Here is a 22,874-nt window from a genome sequence, read left to right on the forward strand (position 1 = left end):
TCGGCTCCGAGCACGACGCACCCCACGCTGTATCTGCGGACGGGGCAGCTGCCGATGGGGTGGATGCGGGCGCGTACGACTACGACGTCATCGTCGTCGGCTCCGGCTTCGGCGGCTCCGTCAGCGCGCTGCGACTGAGCGAGAAGGGCTACCGCGTCGGCATCCTGGAGGCTGGTCGCCGCTTCGCCCGCGAGAGCCTGCCGAAGAACTCATGGGATCTGCGCAACTACCTGTGGGCGCCCGCACTCGGCCTCTACGGCATCCAGCGCATCCACCTCCTGGGCAAGGTGATGGTCCTTGCGGGCGCCGGCGTCGGCGGCGGTTCTTTGAACTACGCCAACACGTTGTACGTGCCGCCACCCGCGTTCTTCCAGGACCCGCAGTGGGGCCACATCACGGACTGGCAGGACGAGTTGCGCCCGTACTACGACCAGGCGCAACGGATGCTCGGCGTGCGGCTCAACAAGACGCTCACCCCCTCCGACGTCCATCTCAAGGACGCCGCCGAGAAGATGGGCGTGGGCGACTCGTTCCACATGGCGCCGGTCGGCGTCTTCTTCGGTGACGGTGACGACGCCAAGCTGGAGGGTGCGGCCGATGGCGTACGGGCCACGCCGGGCGCGACCGTCGCCGACCCGTACTTCGGTGGCGTGGGACCCGATCGCAAGGCCTGCACCGAGTGTGGTGAGTGCATGACCGGCTGCCGACACGGCGCGAAGAACACCCTGAACGAGAACTACCTGCACCTCGCCGAGCGCGCCGGAGCCGTCATCCACCCCATGACCACGGTGGTGGGCCTGACCGACCACCCCCAGGGCGGCTACCGGGTGGCGACCGTCCCCACCGACCAGCGCCGCAAGGCAAGGCCGCAGTCGCTGCGGGCCCGACAGGTCGTGGTCGCCGCCGGCACGTACGGCACCCAGACCCTGCTGCACACGATGCGCGACCGTGGCGATCTGCCGCGCCTCTCGCCGCGGCTCGGCTCGCTGACCCGTACCAACTCCGAGGCCATCCTCGGCTCACAGACCACCGACCGCCGCTACGAGAAGATCAGCGGTGAGCGCCGGGTGGACTTCACCAAGGGCGTGGCCATCACCTCGTCCATCCACCCCAACGCGAACACCCACATCGAGCCGGTGCGGTACGGCAAGGGGTCCAATGCGATGGGCTCGCTGTCCATCCTCCAGTTCCGGCACCGGGAGCGGGTGCCCAACTGGGTGAGCTTCCTCGCCGCCAACCTTCGGCACCCCGCTCTCGCCGCCCGCGCGCTGTCCAACCGACGCTGGTCCGAGCGCACCATCATCGGCCTGGTCATGCAGACCCATGACAACTCGCTGACCACCTACCGCAAGGCGAAGGGTCTCGGAAAGGGCCTGCTCACCGCGCGGCAGGGGCACGGCGCGCCCAACCCGGACCACATACCCGAGGGCGAGGAGGCGGCGCGCCTGGTGGCGGAGTCCATCAACGGCTTCGCCGGCACCAACGTCGGTGAGCTGATGGGCACTCCGCTCACCGCCCACTTCCTCGGCGGCTGCCCGATCGGCACCGGGCCTGAGCACGGCGTCATCGACCCGTATCACCGGCTGTTCGGCCACCCGGGCATCCATGTGGTGGATGGCGCGGCGATCACCGCCAACCTGGGCGTCAACCCGTCGCTGACCATCACCGCACAGGCGGAGCGGGCGATGTCGCTGTGGCCCAACAGAGGCGACCACGACCCCCGGCCGGCCCAGGGCCAGCCCTACCGACGTCTGGCGCCCATCGAGCCGCGTACCCCGATCGTCCCCAAGGAGGCGTTCGGCGCGCTGAACCTGCCGTTCGTGCCGATGCCCACGATCCCGCCCCGGGCCGCGCCCGTGGCGGGGTCCGCGCCCGCGGCCATGGCGCAGGCCACCCCGGACGCCGTGCCTCCGGCCGATCCGCGGACCGCGCCCGGCGCGTGAGGCTGTGGTCTGCGCGTGAGATCGCGCTTTGCGCGTGAGACAGCGCCCGGCGCGTAAGGCTGTGCCCTGCGGGTAAGAACGCGCCTGGCGCCTGAGCACGTGCGAGGGCTGGGTGGGCTGGTGTGTGCCAGTCCACCCAGCCCTCGGGGCCGTTCAGCGCGGCCCGCCGGCCGCGTCGTCAGGGCTTACGCGGCGGCTTCCGCCCTGCGGCGGCGTACCACGAAGATGGCGCCGGCGCCGGCGACCATCGCCACGCCACCGATCATCGCGATCGTCGGCAGGTTGGAGTCGGAACCCGTGGTGGCGAGCTCGCCCTGCGGGTGGATCGCCTTGTTGCCGGCCGGCCTCAACGGCAGCGGCAGCGGCTTCTTGCCACCCTGCGGCTTGGCGTCGGGCACCTCGGACTCCTTGCCGCCGGGGAGCTGGGCCGCCGACTTCACGACCTCGAACTCGTAGTAGTCGCCGGAGGAGAAGACGCAGTTGCCCTCCTCATCCGCGTACACGCCGATGGAGATGGCGTAACCGAAGCCGTCCGGGGCCTTCTTGGCGACGCTCAGCCGCAGATCCAAGTTGAGCTTCTCGTGCGCCCGCACGGAGGTGTAGCCGACGTACCCGTGGCTCTCGTTGTCCGCGTCGGTGGAGATGTTCTCCCAGAAGCCGGTGTCCGGGTTCTTGAACTGGAGGGTCAGGTACTTGCCGGTGCCTTCGGGGGCGTTGGCGTGCGCGGTGCCCGCCAGGATGCCGAGGTCAACGCGCTGGAACGCGCGGTTCGTGTCGTTCTTCACAGTGAAGGTGAACCCGTGGTAGCCGCTGCCAGCGACGACCTTCGTCGGCAACCCGACCAGCGTGGTGCTGAGGTCGGGGTCCTCGGCGTAGTGGTCGCTGTCCTCGCACGGCGCGGGCGGCTCGCTCTCGCTCGCACTCGGGCTCGCACTCGGGCCATCGGTCGGCGTGCCGGTCGGCGTGCCGGTCGGCGAGGCCGTGTCCGAGGGCGAGGGGCTGCTGCCGGGCGTGGTCGTGGTGACGCTCGGCGAGGGCGAGTTGGTCGGCGGAGGCGTGGTGCTCGGCGTGCCCGAGGGCGCCGGCGTGGTGGGGCTGTCGGACGCCGTCGGCGTGCCGGACGGCGTGGGCGTCCCGCTCTCGCTCTGCGTGCTGGTCGGCGTGGGCGTACCCGAGGGCTCCTCGGCGAACGCGGCGGGGGCGGCCAGCAGCGTCGCGGGGAGGATGGCCGCCGTGGCCGCGGCGGCCGTGAAGGCGCGGCGAAGCTTCATGAAGACCTCTTCTGGGTCCGTAGGACGCCGCTGGAGACCAGCGGCGTCCGCGTGGGAAGGCCGTCGCGCTGGGGCGCGGGCTGGCCGTGCGTTTGCACGTACATGACCAGTCGTCCGCGAGAAAGGTTGCGCACAAAATGATCACATTCTGCCGTGATCTGGCTCACGTTCCAGTGGGGTGCTCGGCGGGGGCTCTTGGCGGCAGGGACGCGCTCAGTCGATAAACGGCATCAGGGGCGGGCCGTCCGACTCCGCGGCAACAGCGATCTTCCGCAACAGGACCACAAGATGTTCCCGCTCCGCTTCGGACAGCGGCGCCAGGAGTGCGCGCTCGGTCGCCTGCTGCTCACCGATCGTGGCCGACCAGGCCGCATGCCCCTGCTCGGTCAGCGTGACGAGCAGGCTCCGGCGGTCCTGCGGAGCGTACTCCCGCGTCACGTAGCCGGACTTCGCCAGCCGGTCCAGCCGATTCGTCAGTGTCGCAGGATGCACGCCCAGGCCCTCGGCCAGCCGCGTCGGCGTCATCCGGTACGGCTCACCGGCGGAGCGCAGCCGCCACAGGATCTCGTACTCCCACATCTTCACGTTGCGCTGGGCGAGCCCTGCTTCCTTGCGGCGCTGGAGATGGCGCACCAGCATCTGCATCCGCGTGACGGCGCCCTCGATCGTGGGGTCGAGGTCGGGAACCTCGTGTCCCCAGTGCGCGATGTGCCGGTCGATCGAGTCGGCTGCGGGGGCCGCGCCGTGCGGTGTGTCCATCGCGCCAGCATACGGCCCGTAATTCCGTTTCATATATTTTGAAACCGTAGTAACGTCGCGCTTCCGCTCCCCAGGAGGCTTCTGTGAACCCGTGGCCCACCCCGCTCGCCGGCCGCATCGACGAGCACGTCATCGACAGCGCTCTGCTGCGCGACAACCCCCTAGGAGACCCAACGGCAAGGCCGCTGTGGGTCTACACCCCACCCGGCTACGACGCCGACCCCGGGCGCCGCTACCCCGTCACCTACATGTTGCTCGGGTACGCAGGCGCCCTCCCGGCCTGGCGCAACCGCACCCCTTACCGGCAGCCAGTGCCCGAACTCATCGACGGAATCTTCGCCCGTGGCGAGGCCCCGCCGATGATGTTGGTGTTCGTGGACGCTTGGACCGCGTACGGCGGCAGCCAGTACGTCGATTCGCCGGGGACCGGCCGCTACCACTCGTATCTTTGCGAGGAGGTCGTGCCGTGGGTCGATGCCCATTACCGGTCGCTTGCCGACCGTGAGCACCGGGCGCTGGCAGGAAAGTCGAGCGGTGGACTCGGCGCGATGATCACGCCGATGCTTCGGCCCGACCTGTTCGGCGCCTTCGCGACCCATTCGGGCGACTCCTTGTCGGAGGCCCAGTACCTCCCGCATTTCTTCCTGGCAGCACGTCACTTGCGCAGCTACGACGGCGACATCTTCCGCTGGTGGGACGACTTCCGCTCGCGCGTGGCCTTCACCAAGGACGAGGACATGCGGCTGCTCGAACTGCTCGGCGTCTCCGCCTGCTTCTCGCCCGCTGCGGACGGCACGCCACAGTTGCCGTTCGACCCGCGTACCGGCGCGCTGCGCCCGGAGATCTGGCAGCGCTGGCTGGACTGGGACCCGGTGCGCATGGCGCCCCTGCACGCCGAGGCGCTGCGCTCCCAGCGGGCAATCTGGATCGACGCGGGCACCCGCGACGAATGGTTCCTCGACCTGGGCGCACAGGCGTTTCGCGATGCACTCGCCGAGGCGGGAGTATCGCAGGACGTCATCCACTTCGAGCTGTTCGACGGAGGACACCACGGCGTGGAATACCGGATGCCGCCCGCACTCGCCTGGCTTTCACAACAGCTGGCGCACCCGTAACAAACCGGTAGGGGCGCGCTTGACGATCGGGCGGCTGGCGGGCGGCGTGCTCTGGGGGCGTACGCGGGCGCAAAAAGGCGAGAGCCTCGCGGACGCCGCGGGGGGAGGGCGTCCACGAGGCTCTCGGCGGTCAGCATCGGCGTCAGGGCGGCGCCGGTGCTGAGAGGCGGCGCCGGGGGGGGTGGCGCCGCTGGTCATGAAGTCGCTGTTGTCCGATCCACCGCTGTGCACCGGCCACATGGCTCCGAGGGCTGGTCAGGCCGTCGGTGGCGGGCGAGCCCCACACAAGACGAGCAGTGCGGTACGGGGATTCCTGCTCTGCATCGTGGTGGATATGCCCCATCCGGCGCAACCGTTTCGACCGGATGCGGTCGGCCCCAGGCGTCCCCGGGACCGACCGTTGGTGTGGCGACCGGGCTGCTGTCCCCTGCTGACCGATCACCTGGCCGAAGCGAGGTCCCACGACGTGCCCCGACTGCGTCACCACGGGGAGCACGTCTCATCGCTTCGGTGTCTCCGTCCTGCCGCTGCGGGGCGCCCGATGAACAGGTACGGAAGCCACGCGTGGAGGCGGGCCGCTCCTGGCTGGCGCGGACACGTGGCCCAACGACACGTCGCGCGAGCCGGTCACGCGCCGTACGGGTGACGGCTCGCCACGCAGGGCGATCAAACGATTCGGCACAGGGCTCGGAACTCCCCGGCAAGCGCCTCATCACAACAGGCGCACGCCGGCGCACCGGCCTATGGGCTCAGGGGGGTCAGACGCGGCCTCGGCACAGTTCGAGGAGCGTCATCGCGAGCGCGGTACCGGGCTGGCCGAGCTGATCCCGGTAGTGGTTGAGGACCTCCAGTTCGCGGGCGAGGTTCACCCGGCGCCCACCCGAGGCGATCCGCTCGCTTTGGATGGCGGCCGAAACGGCGGCGCGCTCCTGCACCAGGCCGATGATGTGGCCGTCGAGGTCGTCGATCCGGTGGCGTGCCGTATGGATGGCGCCCGCCGCCACGTCGGCTGCCCCAGGCAGGGGGCCAGGCTCGGCCGAGGGCGGGGTGGTGGCTCGCGCGGTGGGGCCGCCCGGCCCGGCGGGGGCGGCGGTACGGGCGGCGGCGTTGGACGGGGCGCTGGCGGTGTTCATGTCCGTGTCTCCTGGTCCTGGAATTGCTGGCCCGCAGGCCGGCCCGTAGACCCGGTACAACGCACGACGCCCCGGGCCTTTGCCGGCCCGGGGCGCCTGGGAAGTCGCTTTAGTGGTTCAAGCAACACGACCATGGCAGCCGGACGGGCCGGTGCCATAGGTAAAGACGAAGGTCATGTGCTTGGACATGGGCGAGAGTATGCGCCCGTTAGGATGGAAAGTCCAACCCCCTGTACCACCGCCGGAAGGCCGCCCCAGTGCCATCAGCGACCCCACCTGCCAACGAAGCCCACGCCCCGGACCCGGTCCTCGTCGTTGACTTCGGCGCGCAGTACGCACAGCTCATCGCCCGCCGCGTGCGTGAGGCGCGGGTGTACAGCGAGATCGTTCCCTCCACCACGCCGGTGGCCGAGATGCTCGCCAAGAACCCGAAGGCGATCATTCTCTCCGGTGGCCCCTCGTCGGTGTACCAGGAGGGGGCGCCCGTCGTTGATCGCGCCCTGTTCGAGGCCGGGGTCCCGGTCTTCGGCATGTGCTACGGCTTCCAGCTGATGGCCACCACCCTCGGCGGCACCGTCGATGACAACGGCGCACGGGAGTACGGGCGTACCCCGCTATCGGTCTCCAAGTCCGGCTCCACGCTCTTCGAGGGCACTCCGGACGAGCAGACCGTGTGGATGTCACACGGCGACGCGTGCTCGGCGGCGCCCGAAGGCTTCACCGTCACGGCCTCCACCGGCGTGGTGCCGGTCGCCGCCTTCGAGAACGACGAGCGCAAGCTGTACGGCGTGCAGTACCACCCGGAGGTCATGCACACCACGCACGGCCAGCAGGTCCTTGAGCACTTCCTCTACCGGGGCGCGGGAATACAGCCCACGTGGACCACGAGCAATGTGGTCGAGGAGTCGGTCGCGGCCATCCGCGAGCAGGTCGGCAGCAAGCGCGCCATCTGCGGGCTATCCGGAGGCGTGGACTCCGCCGTCGCCGCCGCCCTCGTCCAAAAGGCCATCGGCTCCCAGCTCACCTGCGTCTACGTGGATCACGGCCTGATGCGCAAGGGCGAGTCCGAGCAGGTCGAGAAGGACTTCGTGGCCGCCACCGGCGTGCAGCTCAAGGTGGTTGACGCCGAGGAGCGGTTCCTGACCGCGCTGGCCGGGGTCAGCGACCCGGAGCAGAAGCGAAAGATCATCGGCCGGGAGTTCATTCGGGTCTTCGAGCAGGCACAGGCCGAACTGGTCGCCGAGGCGGGCGAGGCCGGGGAAGACGTCGCCTTCCTGGTGCAGGGCACGCTCTACCCCGACGTCGTCGAGTCCGGCGGCGGCACCGGCACCGCCAACATCAAGTCCCACCACAACGTCGGCGGCCTCCCCGAGGACATCGAGTTCGAGCTGGTGGAACCGCTGCGCCGGCTGTTCAAGGATGAGGTCAGGATGGTCGGCCAAGAGCTGGGCCTGCCCGAGGACATCGTGCAGCGGCAGCCGTTCCCCGGCCCCGGGCTCGGCATCCGCATCGTCGGCGAGGTCACCAAGGACCGGCTCGACCTGCTGCGCGAGGCCGATGCCATCGCCCGCGAGGAGCTGACGGCCGCCGGGCTCGACCGGGACATCTGGCAGTGCCCCGTCGTACTCCTGGCCGACGTCCGCTCGGTTGGCGTGCAGGGCGACGGCCGCACCTACGGTCACCCGATCGTGCTGCGCCCGGTCTCCTCCGAGGACGCGATGACGGCGGACTGGTCGCGACTGCCGTACGAGGTGCTGGCGAAGATCTCCACCCGCATCACCAACGAGGTGGACGAGGTCAACCGCGTGGTCCTGGACATCACCAGCAAGCCGCCGGGCACCATCGAATGGGAGTGACCTCCCCTCCTGTCGCACGGCCGCGCCGCCCCCACAAGACCGGGGGGCGGCGCGGCCGTTGCTAGGTGCGGCCCCCGGCCGTGGGGCCGGCGGGATCGTTGGGACCAGCTGAGTCGGTGGGGCCGGCAGGGGCAGCAGGGGCAGCAGGGGCCGTACGCAGCGCCTCGTGGCCCTCGCGGAACCAGTCCATGGGGAGGTCGCCCAGCGTGCTGGGGTCGGGCGCGGACGCCCGCGCTTGCTCGGCGCGGCGCGTACGGCGGCGTACCGCGTGGGTCACCGCCGTGATCAGCGCCGCGAGCACCAACCCTGCGGCGAGGACCGGCAGGAGAACGAACGGCGGCGGATTCCACTTCTCGGCCGCGTCGAGCGCGTAACCGGCTCCCACCGCCAGCGCCGCGACCCCGGCGACCAGGCGACCCGGTTCAAAGGTGTGCCGTCTCATTGCCGCACCACCGCCACCTGTCCCACGCCGACATCGAGGTCGAGCACCAGCGTGCCGCGTGTCTTCGCCGCGGGCAGCGGCTTGCTGCCCGCCATGGGCCGGACGGTCACCTCGCGCGAGCGGCGGGGCGCGACGTCCACATCGTCCTGCTGCTCACCCGGGAGCTGGAGGTCGCCCAGCCCCACCTGCACCGACAGCCGCAGCGTCACGTCTGTGGGCACGGTCACCTCCAGCTTGCCCGCGCCTACCGAGGCGCGTGTGGTGAGCGTACGGTCCCGCCCCGGGCGCAAGCTGGCCAGGTTGAGCGTCGCGTGTCCGGTGCCCAACTCATACCGAGGGCGCAGGTCCGCCGCTTTGACGGGCCGCCATGTCCGCTCCTGCCAGTCGGTGGTCACCGACTTCGGCAGCGCGGCAGCACTCGCGAGCAGTGCGGCGGTCAGCACCACCGAGACGATGGTGCCGCCGCTGGTACGCCCGTACAGACTGCTGACCGTGAGCGCGATGCCGAACACGGCCAGCGCACAGGCGAGTCCGACCTCCAGGCTGGTGCCGAGTGGCTGGGTATCCCACGTGCTGCCGGTGCCGATCGCCGCCGCGCACAGCGCGAGCAAAAACGTCCGACCGCCGATCGCGTCGCCGCGAGGCACCGGTGGCGCGGCGACGGAGGAGCCCGTGCGAGGCTCGTACGGGGTGTCGTCGGGACCCCACAAGTAGCCGGCGGCCGGCGCCGGGCGCGCGGAACGGGGCAACCCCGTCGTGCCGTCCTTGACGATCGGGTCGCGCCACCACGACGGGGACCCCGGCACGGGCGGCGCCCGGGTCTCCGGGGGCGCGTCCGCCACTGCCTGTGCGGTCGCGGGGTCCACTGCGCCATCGTTCTCCGCGTGCCGCCTGTGCCGCGACCAGTACCCCGCGCCCGCGGCAGCGAGGGACAGCATCATCGAGAACGCCACCACGCTGCCGTTGTTGAGCATCGACAGAAACAGCCCGCAGCCCACCAGCGCGGCCAACACCGCCGTCAGCGCCGAACCCTCGACACGCCCGGACAGCAGCCGCCTGCCCTCGTTCTGGTCCTCGCCGGCGAGCGGGATGAGCAGCCAGGCGAAGCCGTACACGATCAGACCAACACCGCCCGCCGCGCCGAGCACGGCGAGCACAACCCGGAAGAGCACCGGGTCAAGGTCGCAGTACCGCCCGAGGCCCCCGCACACTCCAGACACCAACTTGTGCTCGCGGCTGCGCCGCAACGGCGGGCGCGCCGGCTGCGGCGGCTCTGTGGCTGTGGCCGTGGCTGTAGCCGTGGCGCCGCCAGGCGCCGCCGGGGGGCGGGTGGCGCCGTCCTCGGCGGCGGGTGCATCGGTCATGCACCTATGGTGTCAACCCGGCCCCCGAGCCGGTATCCGCCATGACCCTGGACGTTCCCTGAGATCACGCTCGGGTTGTCCCTGAGATCCGTGAGTCTTCCGTTCCGCCCGCGTTGCGTATGTATTGCCCCCAGGACGGGGGCACCTCGCGGCGCGGCGGGGGCGTTCTTGTCGTGTGGGGCGGGGCGATGTGTTGTGCGGCGCAGAGCCCTGTGTTGTGCGGCGCAGAGCGTCACAGGCCGCCTCAACGAGGGAATACAGCGGCAGGGCAGCTATCGTGGCCGTTCGAACGGTACCGGGGGAAGCAGAGGGGTGTGCGGTGTCGGACGAGGGGCGGCTGGTCGCCGAGCGGTACCGGTTGGTGGAGCGGATTGGCCGGGGCGGCATGGGTACCGTGTGGAGAGCCGCCGATGAGCTGCTGGGCCGTCAGGTCGCCATCAAGCAGTTGCACATCTCGCCGTACCTGGCCGACGACGAACTGGCAACGTTGTACGAGCGCACGCGGCGCGAGGCGCGCAGTGCGGCCCGCATCGCGCATCCCAACGTGGTTGTGGTGCACGACGTCGTGGACGATCGCGGCGTGCCGTGCATCGTCATGGAGTACGTGCCCTCGACCACCCTCGCCGACGTGCTCAAGCGCAAGGGCCGCATCGCGCCCGACGAGGCGGCCAGGATCGGGCGAGGCATGATCGCCGCCCTACGGGCCGCGCACGCGGCCGGCGTGCTGCACCGGGACGTCAAGCCCGGCAATGTGCTCCTCGGCACCGCAGGCAGCCACCAAAACAGCAGCTACCACGGTCATGGTGAGGACCGAGACAGCGATGGCAGCGCGCCCGGTGTGCACGGCGATGGGTGGCACGGCGGTCGGGGCGGCGCGGCTGCGGCAGCCGATACGGACGGCGGCCGAGTCGACGGCCCGCTGGGGGATGGCCGGGTGGTCCTCACCGACTTCGGCATAGCCGTCGCCTCCGGTACCTCGACCCTGACCAAGACCGGCGAACTGGTCGGCTCCATTGACTACGTTGCCCCCGAACGCGTCAGAGGCGGTAAGCCAGGGCCCGCATCCGACCTGTGGGCACTGGGCGCGACGCTCTACCAGGCGCTTGAGGGGCGGCCCCCGTTCCGTAAGGACACCGCGTTCGAGACGGCGTACGCGATTGCCACCGACGACATGCCACCGCTGCGCTACGGCGGCATCCTGGCGCCGCTCGTCGAGGCGCTGCTCGCCAAGGACCCGGATGCGCGACCGTCTGCCGAGGCCGCGGAATGGGCGCTGCGGGCTGCCGCCGCCGAGGCCGAGACGGAGCTGATGCGCTCCTCGTCGCTGCTTTCGGAGCGGGACCGTGCGCGACGGAACGCGCCTGACGGGGCGGCACCTTCGCCCACCGGACCGGCCACGGGGCCCACATCGGCCGCGGTCTCCGCCGCTGCCGGTGCCATCGCCGCGCCGAACGCCCCGGCCACCACTTCGGATGCGCCCCAGACGCCGATCGCGACGCAGACCCCTACGCCTACGCCACATGCAACGCCTACGCCTACGCCGCAGCCGGCGCCGCTCCCGCGTCCGGCGGCGGCTGGCGGGGATGCGTCGGGCGTCGGTGGTGCGGGCAGTCTGACCGGGGGCGCGTCGCCATCGGCGCAGGTCGCCGGGGCCCCGCCCGCCGAGGGCGGCACCGCTCCCACGCACTGGCGCGCCACCCCCCAGCGGCAGCACCCGCACCAACAATCGAGCCGGCACCAACAGCCCCATCAGCCCAACCAACAACGCAACCAGCATCAGCCGCCCCATCAGTACCAACAACCCGATCAGGACCAACAGCAGCACCCTTCGCCCGCGCCGATGGGCCACCGTCACCCAGCCGAGCACACTCCAGCCCCCGGGGGCGCCTCCGGGCCCACCACGGCGACGCGCACGCTCACGACGGGCCGGTCGCAACGCAGCCGGGCGACGCTGTGGAGCGTGGTGGCCGTGACTCTGCTCGCGGTCGGAGCGGGCGCCCTGGCCGTCTACCTGGTGGCCGACGAGGACGGTGCTAGCAACGGTGCACGGCCCAGTACGAAGAAGACCGCGCCCAGCACGCCAGGCGAAGGCAACAAGGCAAGCAAGGCGCGACCGGGCCAGAGCAAGCCCAAACCGAAGCCGTCCCCCGTGCCGGATGGCTACCACCTGGTCCACGAGGAGGATTTGGGGGTCGCCTTCCCGGTGCCGGATGGCTGGACCCGCAAGACGGGCACCGGCGAGCAGGTCGATTACGTGGACCCAACCGGCAAGGTCGGCATAAAGATCAATGTGCTGGACTTCGCCTCCTCCGACCACTTGGCCCACTTCGAGGAGGTCGAGGAACAGTGGCGCGAACGGGAGCCCACCCTCAAGCGGCTGCGTATGCAGCGCACGACGTTCCGCGGCAACGCCGCCGCCATCTGGGAGTTCTCCTTCCGCGGTTCGGCTCGGGAGTTCCGGGGCATTGACCTCGGCTTTGGCCAGGAGGGCAAGGAGGAGTACGCGATCTACGTGTCGGCCCCGAGCGAGCAATGGTCGGAGTACCGGCCCATCTTCGACGTCATCAAGGACAGCTTCCACACGGCTGACGATGTGAAGAACGCGCAAGGCAACACGTCCGGCTAGCCGCGTCAAGGCGGCGTCCTCGCACGCCCCGCCCCCCAGGGGGCCCGCGGGTTAGGCCCACTGCTGGATTCGCGCGCCTTAGGGGACCCCTGCGGGCCTTGGTCAGGGGTGATCAGGGTTCAGCCCTGATGCCCGGAGCGCGGCGATCGTGTGACGATCTGCGTATGACCGCCGCCGCGACTCCTACCGAACCCCCCCTGCGCAAGCTGTACCGCAGTGCGGAAGGTCGGATGCTGGGCGGTGTCGCCCGGGGCTTGGCAGGCCACCTGGGGCTGCCGGTCTCCTGGGTGCGGATCGTGTTCCTGGCGCTGCTGATGGCAGAGGGCTTCGGCGTGCTGCTGTACGCCCTCTTCTGGTTCGTCGTGCCGCTCGGCGTCGGCGGGGTGGAGGCGCCCCGGCCCGCGCCCGTCACGGGCCCCGACGGCAAGCGCAGACTGCTGGCCCGTAAGCCGGAAAAGGGGCAGATCTTCGCCCTGATCGCGCTCGTGGCGGGCATGGCCCTGTTCGTCAGCAACTTCCAACTCGGCCGGGCCAACACCTATATCTGGCCGCTGCTGTTGATCGGCGCGGGCGTGGCGCTGGTCTGGCGGCAGGCCGACAACTCGCGGCGCGCCCAGTGGGTGGAGCTCAGTCGCCGCAAGCGGGTGCTGCCGATCGCGCGCGGCGCGGCCGGCGTCGCCCTGGTGTGCGCCGGGGTGACCGGCATCGTGGTGATGCAGGGTTCGGCCCGACACCTGGGTGCCGTGCTCCAGGCGGCGCTGGCCGTGCTGGTCGGCATCGCGCTGCTCGCCGGGCCCTACCTGGTCCGGATGGCGCAGGACTTGTCCGAGGAGCGGCTGATGCGCATCCGGGCTCAAGAGCGGGCCGAAGTCGCCGCCCATGTGCATGACTCGGTGCTGCACACGCTCACCTTGATCCAGCGGAACGCGGAGGACTCGCGCGAGGTCACCCGGCTCGCCCGCGCCCAGGAGCGGGAACTGCGCGCCTGGCTCAACCGACCGGAGGGCAGGGGCAAGGACGAGGCCGACGAACCGGCGACCCTCGCCGACGCCGTCAAGCACACGGCGGCGGAGGTCGAGGACCATCACGGGGTGCCGGTCGAGGTGGTGTGCGTCGGCGATTGCCCGCTGGATGAACGGCTGGGGGCTCAGTTGCAGGCCGCACGCGAGGCGATGGTCAACGCCGCCAAGTACGGTGGCGAGGGCGGCGCCGTGCAGGTCTTCGCCGAAGTCGAGGGGCGTACGGTCTTCGTGTCCGTACGGGACCGGGGTCCTGGCTTCGATCTGGACGCGGTACCCGATGACCGGATGGGCGTGCGCGAGTCGATCATCGGCAGAATGCAGCGCAACGGCGGCACGGCACGGCTGCGCTCCGCGCCGGACGGGGGCACCGAAGTGGAACTTGAGATGGAGAGGGTCGCGACATGACCGAAGGCGTTACGGACACCGGCGGCAGTGGCGGCGGCAGTGTCGCCGAAGGCGACCGACATGTCAGGGTTGTCCTGGTCGATGACCACCGCATGTTCCGCACCGGCGTGCAGGCCGAGATCGGCCAGACCGACCGCACGGGCGTGGAGGTGGTCGGCGAGGCGGCCGATGTCGATCAGGCCGTCACGGTCATCACGGCCACCCGCCCCGAAGTGGTCCTGCTGGATGTACATCTGCCCGGCGGCGGCGGCGTCGAGGTGCTGCGCCGCAGCGCGGCGATGATGGGCGACGCGTCGCAACCGGTGCGGTTCCTGGCGCTGTCGGTCTCGGACGCGGCCGATGACGTCATCGGCGTCATCAGGGGCGGCGCCCGCGGCTACGTCACCAAGACGATCACCGGCACCGACCTGGTGAACGCGATCTTCCGGGTACGGGACGGCGACGCGGTGTTCTCGCCGCGCCTCGCGGGCTTCGTACTCGACGCCTTCGCCTCCACGGACGCGCCCCCGGTCGATGAGGACCTGGATCGCCTGACCCAGCGCGAGCGCGAGGTTCTCCGGCTGATCGCCCGGGGTTACGCGTACAAGGAGATCGCCAAGCAGCTGTTCATCTCGGTGAAGACGGTCGAGTCACACGTCTCGGCGGTACTGCGCAAGCTCCAACTCTCCAACCGGCACGAGCTGACCCGCTGGGCCACGGCACGACGGCTGGTCTGAACCGGCAGCCGTACCGACCGGCCAAGCGCGAACCGGGACCAAAACCAAAACCGCAACCAAAACCGGAGCCGGAACCGGAACCCAGGGTGGGGCGGGGTGACCGCTCAGGGGCGGTAGACCTCACCGGGTTTGGGCACGGCCGGTGCCATGAGCTGAGGCACGGTCACGAAGGTGAACCCCCGCTTGTGCAGGGCGTCGATGATGCCGGGCACGGCGGGCACCGTCCCGTCGTATATGTCGTGCAGCAGGATGATCCCGTCCCGGTCGGACTGGTCCAGGACGCGCTTGGTGATCAGCGCCGAGTCCGTCGTCGAGAAGTCCTTGGCGGTCACGCTCCACAACACCTGGGACAGCCCGAGCTCCTTGCTTACCTTGGAGACGTCCTTGTCCGTACGACCCTGAGGCGGACGCATCAAGGTCGGCTTGTGGCCGGTGATCTCCGCTATGGCGTCCTGGGTGAGGGACAGTTCCTTACGCGCCTCGGCGGGCTCCAGATCGGTCAACCGAGGGTGCGACCAGGTGTGGTTGGCCACCTCGTGCCCCTCCTTCGCGATCCGGCGTACGAGGTCGGGGTGCTTCTTCACATGGTTCTTGCCGAGCAGGAAGAACGTCGCGGGGACCTTCTTGTCCTTCAGCGTGTCCAGCAACTTGCCGGTGTCCTTGCCGGGCCCGGCATCAAAGGTCAGTGCAATGCACTTGGCCTTGGCGCAGTCGGCCGCACCGATCTTCCCCTTGGCATCGTCGCCGGCCTTGGACCGGGCGGACGCGGGAGACGTCGCATCGCTCTGCTCCGACGAGCAGCCGCTCAGCGCAAGGGCCAGGGAGAGCACACCGGCGACGGCGCCGACCGTACTCGACGCCCGCAACGGCCCCCGGCCACGCGCACGGCGGGAAGTGGGGGCGGACGCGGCGGAACCCGCTTTGTGGGTGGCATCGGCAGCGTCGGCGGACGCGCCGGATATGGGAGGTTCAGACAGCATGCGGAGCACTGTACATGCCGTGTATACACGGAGTTCATACACCCCCCATGAGGCGTTCTCCCACCACATTAGGGGGAGCGTTGGAGGCGGCGTACGGCGGGGGAGCGTACGGCCCGGGCCGAGCACTTCGCGTTGGCCCGGGTGGACGTCGAACAGGTACCACAGGCACCGGCGCAAACACCGGCACCCAGCACGAGCGTCCGCGCTGGCCTCGGTGCCGCTTCCTTCATCGCCCTCAGGCGCGGTGGTCAAGGCGGCTGCGGGGGCGGCGGCCCGTGCCGCTGTCGCCCGGCGGCATCAGGGTGGCGATGGCCCCTGCGCCGATGTTGATGAAGAAGGAGACGATCTGTAGGACGGTCGAGGCGATCAGCGGGCCGTCACCGCAGGAGGGGTGGTCGCCCGTGTTCGGGGTGGTGATCGACCCGAAGCCGATGAACAACCCGGCCAGCAAGCCAATCGCCGCAGACGAGCGACGCGGACGCCAGGCGATGAGCTCGTGCGGGCGCCCGGAGGACATCATCATCACGATCTGATCGCCGACGATCTCGTATCCGACGAAGGGAATCAGGGGCGTGCCGGGCCAACTCCTCGCCCGTCTCCCGCATGTGCGCGTAGTCCATGGCGGCACCGCCTGTGCACCGTGGGCTGGCCCTGTTGCGCGGCAACATCAGCCCACTCATCGGCCTGGTGAGCAGGCAGCGCACCAGCTTTTCCCCGGTGTTTCCATGAGGGGCGCCGGCCGGCCCCTGGGGGCGGTTTTACGCGCCGGTCGTCAGCCTTCGCCGCGCCACAGGTCGGGCCCGAAGACCTCGTAGTGAATGTCGTCCGTGGGCATGCCAAGGGCGCGGAGTTGGTTGTGGGTCGTGCACAGGAAGGGGAGCGGGCCGCACAGGTAGGCCACGCTGTGGCGCGGGTCGGGTAGGGGCACGGCCGACAGCTCGACACGGCCCGTGCGGTGGGCGGGCCAGGGGGGTGCCGGCTGCTCGTACCACACGTGTGCGGTGGCGTCCGGCAACTTGCGTACCAGCTCGCCCAGTTCGGTGCTCAGGGCATGGGTGCGCTGGGTGCGGTCCCCGTGGAGGGCGACCACTCGGCGTGGTGAGCCGGTCGCCACCAACTGGTCGAGCATCGCGATCATCGGCGTACAACCGATGCCGGCGGAGATCAACAGGACCGGTCTGTCGTCGCCTTCGTCGAGCGTGACGTCTCCGAAGGGCACGCTGATGCGCAGCACATGACCCGCGTGGAGGTGCGTGTGCAGATGCGTGGAGACCTCGCCGTTCGGGGTGGCGCCGGTCGGGTCCACGATCGCCTTCACCGTGAAGTGCAACGCTTCGGAGCGGGCCGAGCTCAGGCTGTACTGGCGTATCTGCCGTGCCCCGTCGGGCAGTTCCACCTGCACCGATACGTACTGACCTGGTCGAAATAACGGGGGCGGCGTGCCGTCGAGTGGCCGGACGAGAAAGCTGACGACATCGTCGGCTTCCTGCGTGCGGCCGACCACGCGGTAGTCGCGCCAGACGTCACCGGCTGGGGCGTCGGCCTCCGCGTAGAGCCGACGCTCCATGGAGATCAAGGTGTTGGCGAGGAGCCAGTACACCTCGTCCCAGGCTGCTGCCACCTCGTCGGTGACGGCGTCGCCCAACACCTCGGCGATGGCCGCGAAGAGATGGGTGTGCACGATCCGGTACTGGTCGGGGGCGATGCCGAGTGAGGCGTGCTTGTGGGCGATCCGGTCGAGCATCGCGGCGGGACGGGCCTGCGAGGGAGCCACCAGCGCCGAGGCGAAGCCGGCGATGGCGCCCGCCAGCGCCTGCTGCTGCGCGCCATTGGCCTGGTTGCCCCGGTTGAACAGATCGCGCAACAACTCGGGATGGGCAGCGAAGAGCCGGTCGTAGAAGCACGCACTGATCTTGTCGATGGCGCCGCTCACGATGGGCAGCGTGGCACGGACCGTCTCGGCTGAAGTGTCGGACAGCATGTATCCACCTCAAATTCGTATCTCAAACTCGTCTTTACGGGCGTGGGGGGACACGGCCCGGCGGGCGGGGTGGTGGGGGCGAGTGATGCGCGGCTGCCCTTTTCGGCGTCGGATAGCCGGCACGCCGCGCGGGATGCGGTGCTAGGTGGGACGCGGCGAGAGGCCCAGCAGGATCGGGCCGGTCGGGGCCGTCACGAGGTCATCGATGGTCTGGGGATCGAGCGCCGCGTAGAACGCTTCCTGCGCCTGCCGCAACGCCGTACGCAACCGGCACGCCGACCGCAAGGGGCACGGCAGCTCGTCCTCGCAGCCGACCACGTCACCCACCCCTTCGAGTTCGCGAACCAACCAGCCGAGCGAGGCGGTGTGCCCGGCCGGTGTCAGGGCCAGGCCGCCGCCCCTGCCGCGCCGAGCCTCGACGACGCCGAGGTGGCGCAGTCTGGTGACGACCTTCGCGGCATGGCTGTACGGAACGGCGACGGCGTCGGCCACCTCGCGAGTGGTCGGCGCGCTGTCCTCGTCCAGCACCGCGAGGCGCATGGCGATGCGGAGCGCTACATCGGTGGCCTTGGTCAATCGCACACGAGGAGTCTATTTAATACGCATCTTTGAATCCACTTTGGGGTGGGCTTTCGGCTCTCCGCAGCACCCCGGGCTCCATTCGCCCAGGTCAGGCAGGTCGCAGTCGCGCGTAGTGGGTCAGGCCGGCCGTATGCTCCCGTAGATCGGCATGGAGAAGATCGACTCGATCCGTACGCTCGCCCCCGGCTTCGGTGCGTGGATCATCATGCCGCTGCCTAGGTAGAGGCCGACATGGCTGCTGTCGCGATAGAAGAAGACCAGATCACCGGGGGTGAGGTCGGAGGTCGCGACGCGCTTGCCGATCTTCACCTGGTCCCAGGTGGTGCGCGGCAGCAACACTCCGGCGGCCCTCCAGGCACCCTGGGTCAGCCCGGAGCAGTCGTACGAGGTGGGGCCGGTGGCGCCCCATACGTACGGCTTGCCGAGCTGTGCTCGTGCGAAGTCGATCGCCTGCTGAGCCTTGGCGATATAGGAGGGGTCGGCGGGACCGGTGATATCCCCCGAACCGTTCCCCGGCAGCTCACCGCTTTCGGAGTCGGTCCCCCCGGTCTTGGCCCCGCTGCCGTTGCTGGATTGATCGTCACTGCCCGAATTATCGGCGTTCTCGCGGCGTCGCCGCTCGCGCTCCGCACGCTCCGCACGCTCCGCACGCTCCTTGCGCGCCGCGTCGGCCTGCTGGCGGGCCAGCTCATGGGCCTTCCGCTCGGCCTCGATCTTCTTCTTCCGCTCCAGCTCCAGCAGCCGGGCCTGCTCCTCGGCGGTCAGCTCCGACAGCAGTCTCCTGGCCTCGGTCAGCTTGGTCTGGACGGCCTTCTTCTTGGTCTTGAGATCGTTCTGCGCGGTAGTGAGGGACCCCAGATTTCGGGACGCCTTGGCGCGCTCCTTCGTAGCGGCCGACTGCTGCGCTTGATAGGTCTTCAGCGCCTGCTGCTGCCGCCCGGTCATCCGGGCCAACAGATGGGACTGGTCGAAAAAGCTCTGCGAGTCGGAGGCTAGAAGCAAGGTCGCGGTGGTGCTGATGCCGCCGGTGCGGTACTGGGCGGTGGCGAAGGCGCCGAGCTTACGGCGTGCCTCGTTCACCTTTCTGGTGCGCTCGGCCACGTCGCCGAGCAGCCCCTCGACGCGGACCCGCTGCTTGTCGGTGTGCTCCTTGGCCCCGTTGTACGCCTGGGTGGCGCTACCGGCCTCCTGATAGAGCGTGTCCACCCGCTCCTTCACGGCCTCGATCGAGGGGCGCGGCTCGGTGGGCGCGGCGTGCGCCGGTGGCGCGGTCTGTGCGAGCAGGGTGAGCGAGGCGAGTGCGGCCATGGTGAGACCGATGGCGGTACGGCGACCCGATGGCATATTCAGCCTGCGGTGCGACGCCATGGGAGGCGACTCCTTCCGTGGACCGCCTACCGGGTTAGCTGTCGGGTTCGGGCTGTCCACGCGGACGTCAGGGCTGGAAGATCGCTGACGGCTGAGGGGAAGGAAGTTTTGCCCTACGGTCCGCACGGGGGGTCACGGCCCGATTCACCCCGGTGGTACTTCCCCGCCTCGCGGGAGGTGAGGAAAGGTGGGTCCCCGGCTCCGGCCGCCTTGTGGCGAACCGAACTCGGCGCGGGCCACCCGTTGCCGACGCTCTCGCCGACGGGGATACGGGGTGCCTTGGCCAGGCACCGTAGCCAATGAGCGGGGCGACTGTGAAGACGGATGTTCGATGTGTCCGGAAGGGCTGTGCGGGTTGTCAGTGGTGCGCCCTAGACTCGGTACGCGATGAGCAGCCTCTTTGATGACAGTTTCCTGGCGGACCTTGAGAACGCGGGCGGGGAACCTCCGCCCGACGATCATGAGACCCCCGAGGACGACCCGGGCCACTCCGAAGGGCCCGCGGGCCCGGCCTCGGAGCAGGTCCCGCACGACTTGTTCGCGGGATGGGACCACCAGCACTCCCAGGGTCACGGCCCAGGCGGGGCTGCCGCTAGCTTCGGGGCAGCCGCCGCTGGCTTTGGCGAGCGCGCCGGGTTTGCCGCGAGCCCCGAGGCGTACGAGGAGCCCGGCTCGTACGCGTACGGCGAGCGGGAGGCGTACTACCGCGACGGCGCGCCCCGCCCCGTCGTGGACCCCGTCGCGCTGCTGGAAGGGCTGAACGATCAGCAGCGGGCCGCCGTCGTGCACGCGGGCGGCGCACTGCTCATCGTCGCCGGCGCCGGCTCAGGTAAGACCCGGGTGCTCACCCACCGCATCGCCCACCTGCTGAGCGCGCACCGTGCGCACCCCGGCGAGATCCTCGCGATCACCTTCACGAACAAGGCCGCGGGCGAAATGAAGGAGCGCGTGCAGGAGCTGGTCGGCCCGCGTGCGAACGCCATGTGGGTCTCCACGTTCCACAGCGCCTGCGTGCGCATCCTGCGCCGCGAGTCCAAAAAGCTGGGCTTCACGTCCTCGTTCTCGATCTACGACGCGGCCGACTCAAAGCGCTTGATGGCGCTGGTCTGCCGGGATCTGGATCTGGACCCGAAGCGGTTCCCGCCCAAGTCCTTCAGCGCCAAGGTCTCCAACCTCAAGAACGAGCTCATCGACGAGGAGGCCTTCGCCGCGCAGGTGAGTGGGGACAACGCGGGGTCCGGGGGCGGCTTCGAGAAGACGGTGGCCGAGGCGTACACGATGTACCAGGCTCGGCTGCGCGAGGCCAACGCACTCGACTTCGACGACATCATCATGACCACGGTGCACCTGCTCCAGGCGTTCCCCGAGGTCGCGGAGCACTACCGTCGCCGATTTCGGCATGTGCTGGTCGATGAGTACCAGGACACCAACCACGCTCAGTACACGCTGGTGCGTGAGCTGGTCGGCCCGGCCGACTCGGCGGCCGAGCTGTGTGTGGTGGGCGACGCGGACCAGTCGATCTACGCCTTCCGCGGTGCGACCATCCGCAACATCCTCCAGTTCGAAGAGGACTACCCGAACGCGACGACGATCCTGCTTGAGCAGAACTACCGCTCCACTCAGACCATTCTCAGCGCCGCCAACGCCGTCATCGAGCGCAACGAGAACCGCCGCCCCAAGAACTTGTGGACGGACGCCGGCGCCGGCGCCACGATCACCGGCTATGTCGCCGACACCGAGCACGACGAGGCGCAGTACGTCGCCGACGAGATCGACCGGCTGACGGACACGGGCGACGCCCGCACCGGCGATGTGGCCGTCTTCTACCGCACCAACGCCCAGTCCCGCGTCTTCGAAGAGGTCTTCATCCGCGTCGGCCTGCCGTACAAGGTCGTCGGCGGCGTCCGCTTCTACGAGCGCAAGGAGGTCCGCGACATACTCGCGTACCTGCGGGTGCTCGCGAACCCCGAGGACACCGTGCCGCTGCGGCGCATCCTCAATGTCCCCAAGCGCGGTATCGGTGAGCGCGCCGAAGCGATGATCGACGCGCTCGCGCAGCGCGAAAAGATCTCGTTCGCGCAGGCGCTGCGCCGGGTGGACGAGGCGTACGGGATGGCGGCGCGTTCGGCCAACGCGGTCAAGCGCTTCAATGTGTTGCTTGAGGACCTGCGGACCATCGTCGAATCCGGCGCCGGACCGGCAACGGTTCTCGAAGCCGTCCTGGAGCGCACCGGCTATCTGGCCGAGCTCCAGGCGTCCACCGACCCGCAGGATGAGACCCGGGTGGAGAACCTTCAGGAACTCGCGGCGGTGGCGCTGGAGTTCGAGCAGGAGCGCGGCGCGGCGACGGATGAGCCCACCGACACCGAGCAGCCGGCCGACACTGGGCAACTGGCCGACACCGAGCAGCTGGCCGACGCCGCGAAGACGGCCGACGCCGTTGAAGCGGTAGAGGCTGCCGCCGCGGTGGAGGAGGCCGCCGCCGCGGCAGCCCGGGGCGCGGGCGGGGTGGGTGCTGGCGCGGGTGCGGATGCAGACGCGGGTGCTGGTGAGGTTGCGGAGGTTGTTGGTGCTGGCGGGGACGCGGACGCTGGTGCTGGCGGGGACACCGGTGCTGGCGGGGGTGCCGTGACGGGGACGTTGGCCGAGTTTCTGGAAAGGGTGGCCTTGGTCGCCGACTCCGACCAGATCCCCGATGACGACTCAGAGGGCACGGGCGTCATCACGTTGATGACCCTGCACACCGCGAAGGGCCTGGAGTTCCCGGTCGTCTTCCTGACCGGCCTGGAGGACGGGGTGTTCCCGCATATGCGGGCGCTCGGTCAGGCCAAGGAACTGGAGGAGGAGCGGCGGCTGGCGTACGTGGGCATCACGCGCGCCCGCGAGCGGTTGTACCTCACCCGCTCGACCCTGCGCAGCGCCTGGGGCCAGCCCGCCTACAACCCCCCGTCCCGCTTCCTGGACGAGATCCCCGACCAGTACCTGACGTGGAAGCGCACCGGCCCGGCGACACCATCGGCCTCGATGGGCTCAGTGGCCTCTTCACTGTCCTCGTCCATGTCCGCATCCACCCGCTCCGGTGGCCGGGGCACCACCAACGCCTTTGCGACGCGCCGGGTCAAGGACCACCCGGTGGTCTCCCTGACCGTGGGCGACCGGGTCACGCACGACTCGTTCGGCCTGGGCACGGTGGTAGCGATCAAGGGTAGCGGCGATGCGGCCGAGGCGACGATCGACTTCGGCGAGGAGAAGCCCAAACGGCTGCTGCTGCGGTACGCACCGGTGCAAAAGCTGTAGCGCTGGGCGCTGCG

At 69.9% G+C, this 22,874-nt stretch carries 17 protein-coding genes and 1 riboswitch; of the genes, 7 read left to right on the forward strand and 10 right to left on the reverse strand.

The features are described from left to right. Positions 1–59: 59 nt before the first annotated feature. Entirely contained in the window at positions 60–1,943 is a 1,884-nt protein-coding gene (locus FHS42_RS08470) for a GMC oxidoreductase (protein ID WP_184570770.1), read from the forward strand. Between the two features lie 185 nt (positions 1,944–2,128). On the opposite strand, the gene FHS42_RS08475 is transcribed toward FHS42_RS08470, so the two are convergent. Beyond that, positions 2,129–3,214 carry an LAETG motif-containing sortase-dependent surface protein gene (locus FHS42_RS08475; protein ID WP_184570447.1) on the reverse strand — a complete coding sequence of 362 codons (1,086 nt, stop codon included), beginning with the start codon at positions 3,212–3,214 and terminating at the stop codon, positions 2,129–2,131. Positions 3,215–3,427: 213 nt separating this feature from the next. Then, positions 3,428–3,973 carry a MarR family winged helix-turn-helix transcriptional regulator gene (locus FHS42_RS08480; RefSeq protein ID WP_184570448.1) on the reverse strand — a complete coding sequence of 182 codons (546 nt, stop codon included), beginning with the start codon at positions 3,971–3,973 and terminating at the stop codon, positions 3,428–3,430. A gap of 83 nt (positions 3,974–4,056) precedes the next feature. Here FHS42_RS08480 and FHS42_RS08485 point away from each other — a divergent pair, with 83 nt between their 5' ends. Further along, positions 4,057–5,088 (forward strand): alpha/beta hydrolase, encoded by a 1,032-nt coding sequence (locus FHS42_RS08485; RefSeq protein ID WP_184570450.1) that lies wholly within the window; start codon positions 4,057–4,059, stop codon positions 5,086–5,088. Positions 5,089–5,846: 758 nt separating this feature from the next. Here the strand turns inward: FHS42_RS08485 and FHS42_RS08490 are convergent. Next, positions 5,847–6,221: a chorismate mutase gene (locus FHS42_RS08490; protein WP_184570452.1), complete on the reverse strand. Its 375-nt coding sequence runs from the start codon at positions 6,219–6,221 to the stop codon at positions 5,847–5,849. Positions 6,222–6,478: 257 nt separating this feature from the next. Between FHS42_RS08490 and guaA the strand changes: the two genes are divergently transcribed. Then, positions 6,479–8,077, forward strand: coding sequence for a glutamine-hydrolyzing GMP synthase (guaA, locus tag FHS42_RS08495; RefSeq protein WP_184570454.1), 1,599 nt, complete (start codon positions 6,479–6,481; stop codon positions 8,075–8,077). Positions 8,078–8,138: 61 nt separating this feature from the next. Here guaA and FHS42_RS08500 read toward each other — a convergent pair whose 3' ends face one another. Together FHS42_RS08500 and FHS42_RS08505 are read right to left on the reverse strand one after the other, a co-directional pair. After that, positions 8,139–8,519: a hypothetical protein gene (locus FHS42_RS08500; RefSeq protein ID WP_184570456.1), complete on the reverse strand. Its 381-nt coding sequence runs from the start codon at positions 8,517–8,519 to the stop codon at positions 8,139–8,141. Next, on the reverse strand, positions 8,516–9,883 hold the full coding sequence (locus tag FHS42_RS08505) for a PspC domain-containing protein (protein ID WP_184570458.1): 1,368 nt from the start codon (positions 9,881–9,883) through the stop codon (positions 8,516–8,518). Before FHS42_RS08505 ends, FHS42_RS08500 begins: the two co-directional genes overlap by 4 nt. A gap of 319 nt (positions 9,884–10,202) precedes the next feature. Between FHS42_RS08505 and FHS42_RS36710 the strand changes: the two genes are divergently transcribed. The 3 genes from FHS42_RS36710 (at position 10,203) to FHS42_RS08525 (ending at position 14,652) form a co-directional block, all read left to right on the forward strand. Then, entirely contained in the window at positions 10,203–12,509 is a 2,307-nt protein-coding gene (locus FHS42_RS36710) for a protein kinase domain-containing protein (RefSeq protein WP_312866772.1), read from the forward strand. Between the two features lie 164 nt (positions 12,510–12,673). Further along, entirely contained in the window at positions 12,674–13,936 is a 1,263-nt protein-coding gene (locus tag FHS42_RS08520) for an ATP-binding protein (protein WP_184570460.1), read from the forward strand. Further along, positions 13,933–14,652, forward strand: a complete 720-nt coding sequence (locus tag FHS42_RS08525; protein ID WP_184570461.1) for a LuxR C-terminal-related transcriptional regulator — start codon at positions 13,933–13,935, stop codon at positions 14,650–14,652. The genes FHS42_RS08520 and FHS42_RS08525 overlap by 4 nt, the downstream gene beginning before the upstream one ends. Before the next feature lie 104 nt (positions 14,653–14,756). Here the strand turns inward: FHS42_RS08525 and FHS42_RS08530 are convergent, their stop codons facing one another. The 5 genes from FHS42_RS08530 to FHS42_RS08550 form a co-directional block, all read right to left on the reverse strand. Next, positions 14,757–15,632, reverse strand: coding sequence for a polysaccharide deacetylase family protein (locus FHS42_RS08530; protein WP_184570463.1), 876 nt, complete (start codon positions 15,630–15,632; stop codon positions 14,757–14,759). 235 nt (positions 15,633–15,867) lie between these two features. Next, positions 15,868–16,155, reverse strand: coding sequence for a hypothetical protein (locus tag FHS42_RS08535; protein WP_184570465.1), 288 nt, complete (start codon positions 16,153–16,155; stop codon positions 15,868–15,870). A gap of 249 nt (positions 16,156–16,404) precedes the next feature. Next, entirely contained in the window at positions 16,405–17,613 is a 1,209-nt protein-coding gene (locus FHS42_RS08540; protein WP_184570467.1) for a globin domain-containing protein, read from the reverse strand. Between the two features lie 141 nt (positions 17,614–17,754). Beyond that, entirely contained in the window at positions 17,755–18,195 is a 441-nt protein-coding gene (locus FHS42_RS08545; RefSeq protein WP_184570469.1) for an RrF2 family transcriptional regulator, read from the reverse strand. 117 nt (positions 18,196–18,312) lie between these two features. Further along, on the reverse strand, positions 18,313–19,563 hold the full coding sequence (locus FHS42_RS08550; RefSeq protein ID WP_184570471.1) for a C40 family peptidase: 1,251 nt from the start codon (positions 19,561–19,563) through the stop codon (positions 18,313–18,315). Between the two features lie 8 nt (positions 19,564–19,571). Then, positions 19,572–19,791: riboswitch (cyclic di-AMP (ydaO/yuaA leader) on the reverse strand. Positions 19,792–19,950: 159 nt separating this feature from the next. Here FHS42_RS08550 and FHS42_RS08555 point away from each other — a divergent pair. Continuing rightward, complete coding sequence (locus tag FHS42_RS08555; protein ID WP_184570473.1) at positions 19,951–22,860, forward strand: ATP-dependent DNA helicase; 2,910 nt, start codon at positions 19,951–19,953, stop codon at positions 22,858–22,860. Positions 22,861–22,874 lie beyond the last annotated feature (14 nt).

This window comes from Streptomyces zagrosensis (assembly GCF_014203645.1).
Taxonomy (GTDB): domain Bacteria; phylum Actinomycetota; class Actinomycetes; order Streptomycetales; family Streptomycetaceae; genus Streptomyces; species Streptomyces zagrosensis.

Bases quoted from the DNA above. Each gene is read 5' to 3' on its own strand.
- FHS42_RS08475 (WP_184570447.1), bottom strand. From the start codon at position 3,214: ATGAAGCTTCGCCGCGCCTTCACGGCCGCCGCGGCCACGGCGGCCATC.
- FHS42_RS08480 (WP_184570448.1), bottom strand. From the start codon at position 3,973: ATGGACACACCGCACGGCGCGGCCCCCGCAGCCGACTCGATCGACCGG.
- FHS42_RS08490 (WP_184570452.1), bottom strand. From the start codon at position 6,221: ATGAACACCGCCAGCGCCCCGTCCAACGCCGCCGCCCGTACCGCCGCC.
- FHS42_RS08500 (WP_184570456.1), bottom strand. From the start codon at position 8,519: ATGAGACGGCACACCTTTGAACCGGGTCGCCTGGTCGCCGGGGTCGCG.
- FHS42_RS08505 (WP_184570458.1), bottom strand. From the start codon at position 9,883: ATGACCGATGCACCCGCCGCCGAGGACGGCGCCACCCGCCCCCCGGCG.
- FHS42_RS08520 (WP_184570460.1), top strand. From the start codon at position 12,674: ATGACCGCCGCCGCGACTCCTACCGAACCCCCCCTGCGCAAGCTGTAC.
- FHS42_RS08525 (WP_184570461.1), top strand. From the start codon at position 13,933: ATGACCGAAGGCGTTACGGACACCGGCGGCAGTGGCGGCGGCAGTGTC.
- FHS42_RS08530 (WP_184570463.1), bottom strand. From the start codon at position 15,632: ATGCTGTCTGAACCTCCCATATCCGGCGCGTCCGCCGACGCTGCCGAT.
- FHS42_RS08535 (WP_184570465.1), bottom strand. From the start codon at position 16,155: ATGATGATGTCCTCCGGGCGCCCGCACGAGCTCATCGCCTGGCGTCCG.
- FHS42_RS08540 (WP_184570467.1), bottom strand. From the start codon at position 17,613: ATGCTGTCCGACACTTCAGCCGAGACGGTCCGTGCCACGCTGCCCATC.
- FHS42_RS08550 (WP_184570471.1), bottom strand. From the start codon at position 19,563: ATGGCGTCGCACCGCAGGCTGAATATGCCATCGGGTCGCCGTACCGCC.
- FHS42_RS08555 (WP_184570473.1), top strand. From the start codon at position 19,951: ATGAGCAGCCTCTTTGATGACAGTTTCCTGGCGGACCTTGAGAACGCG.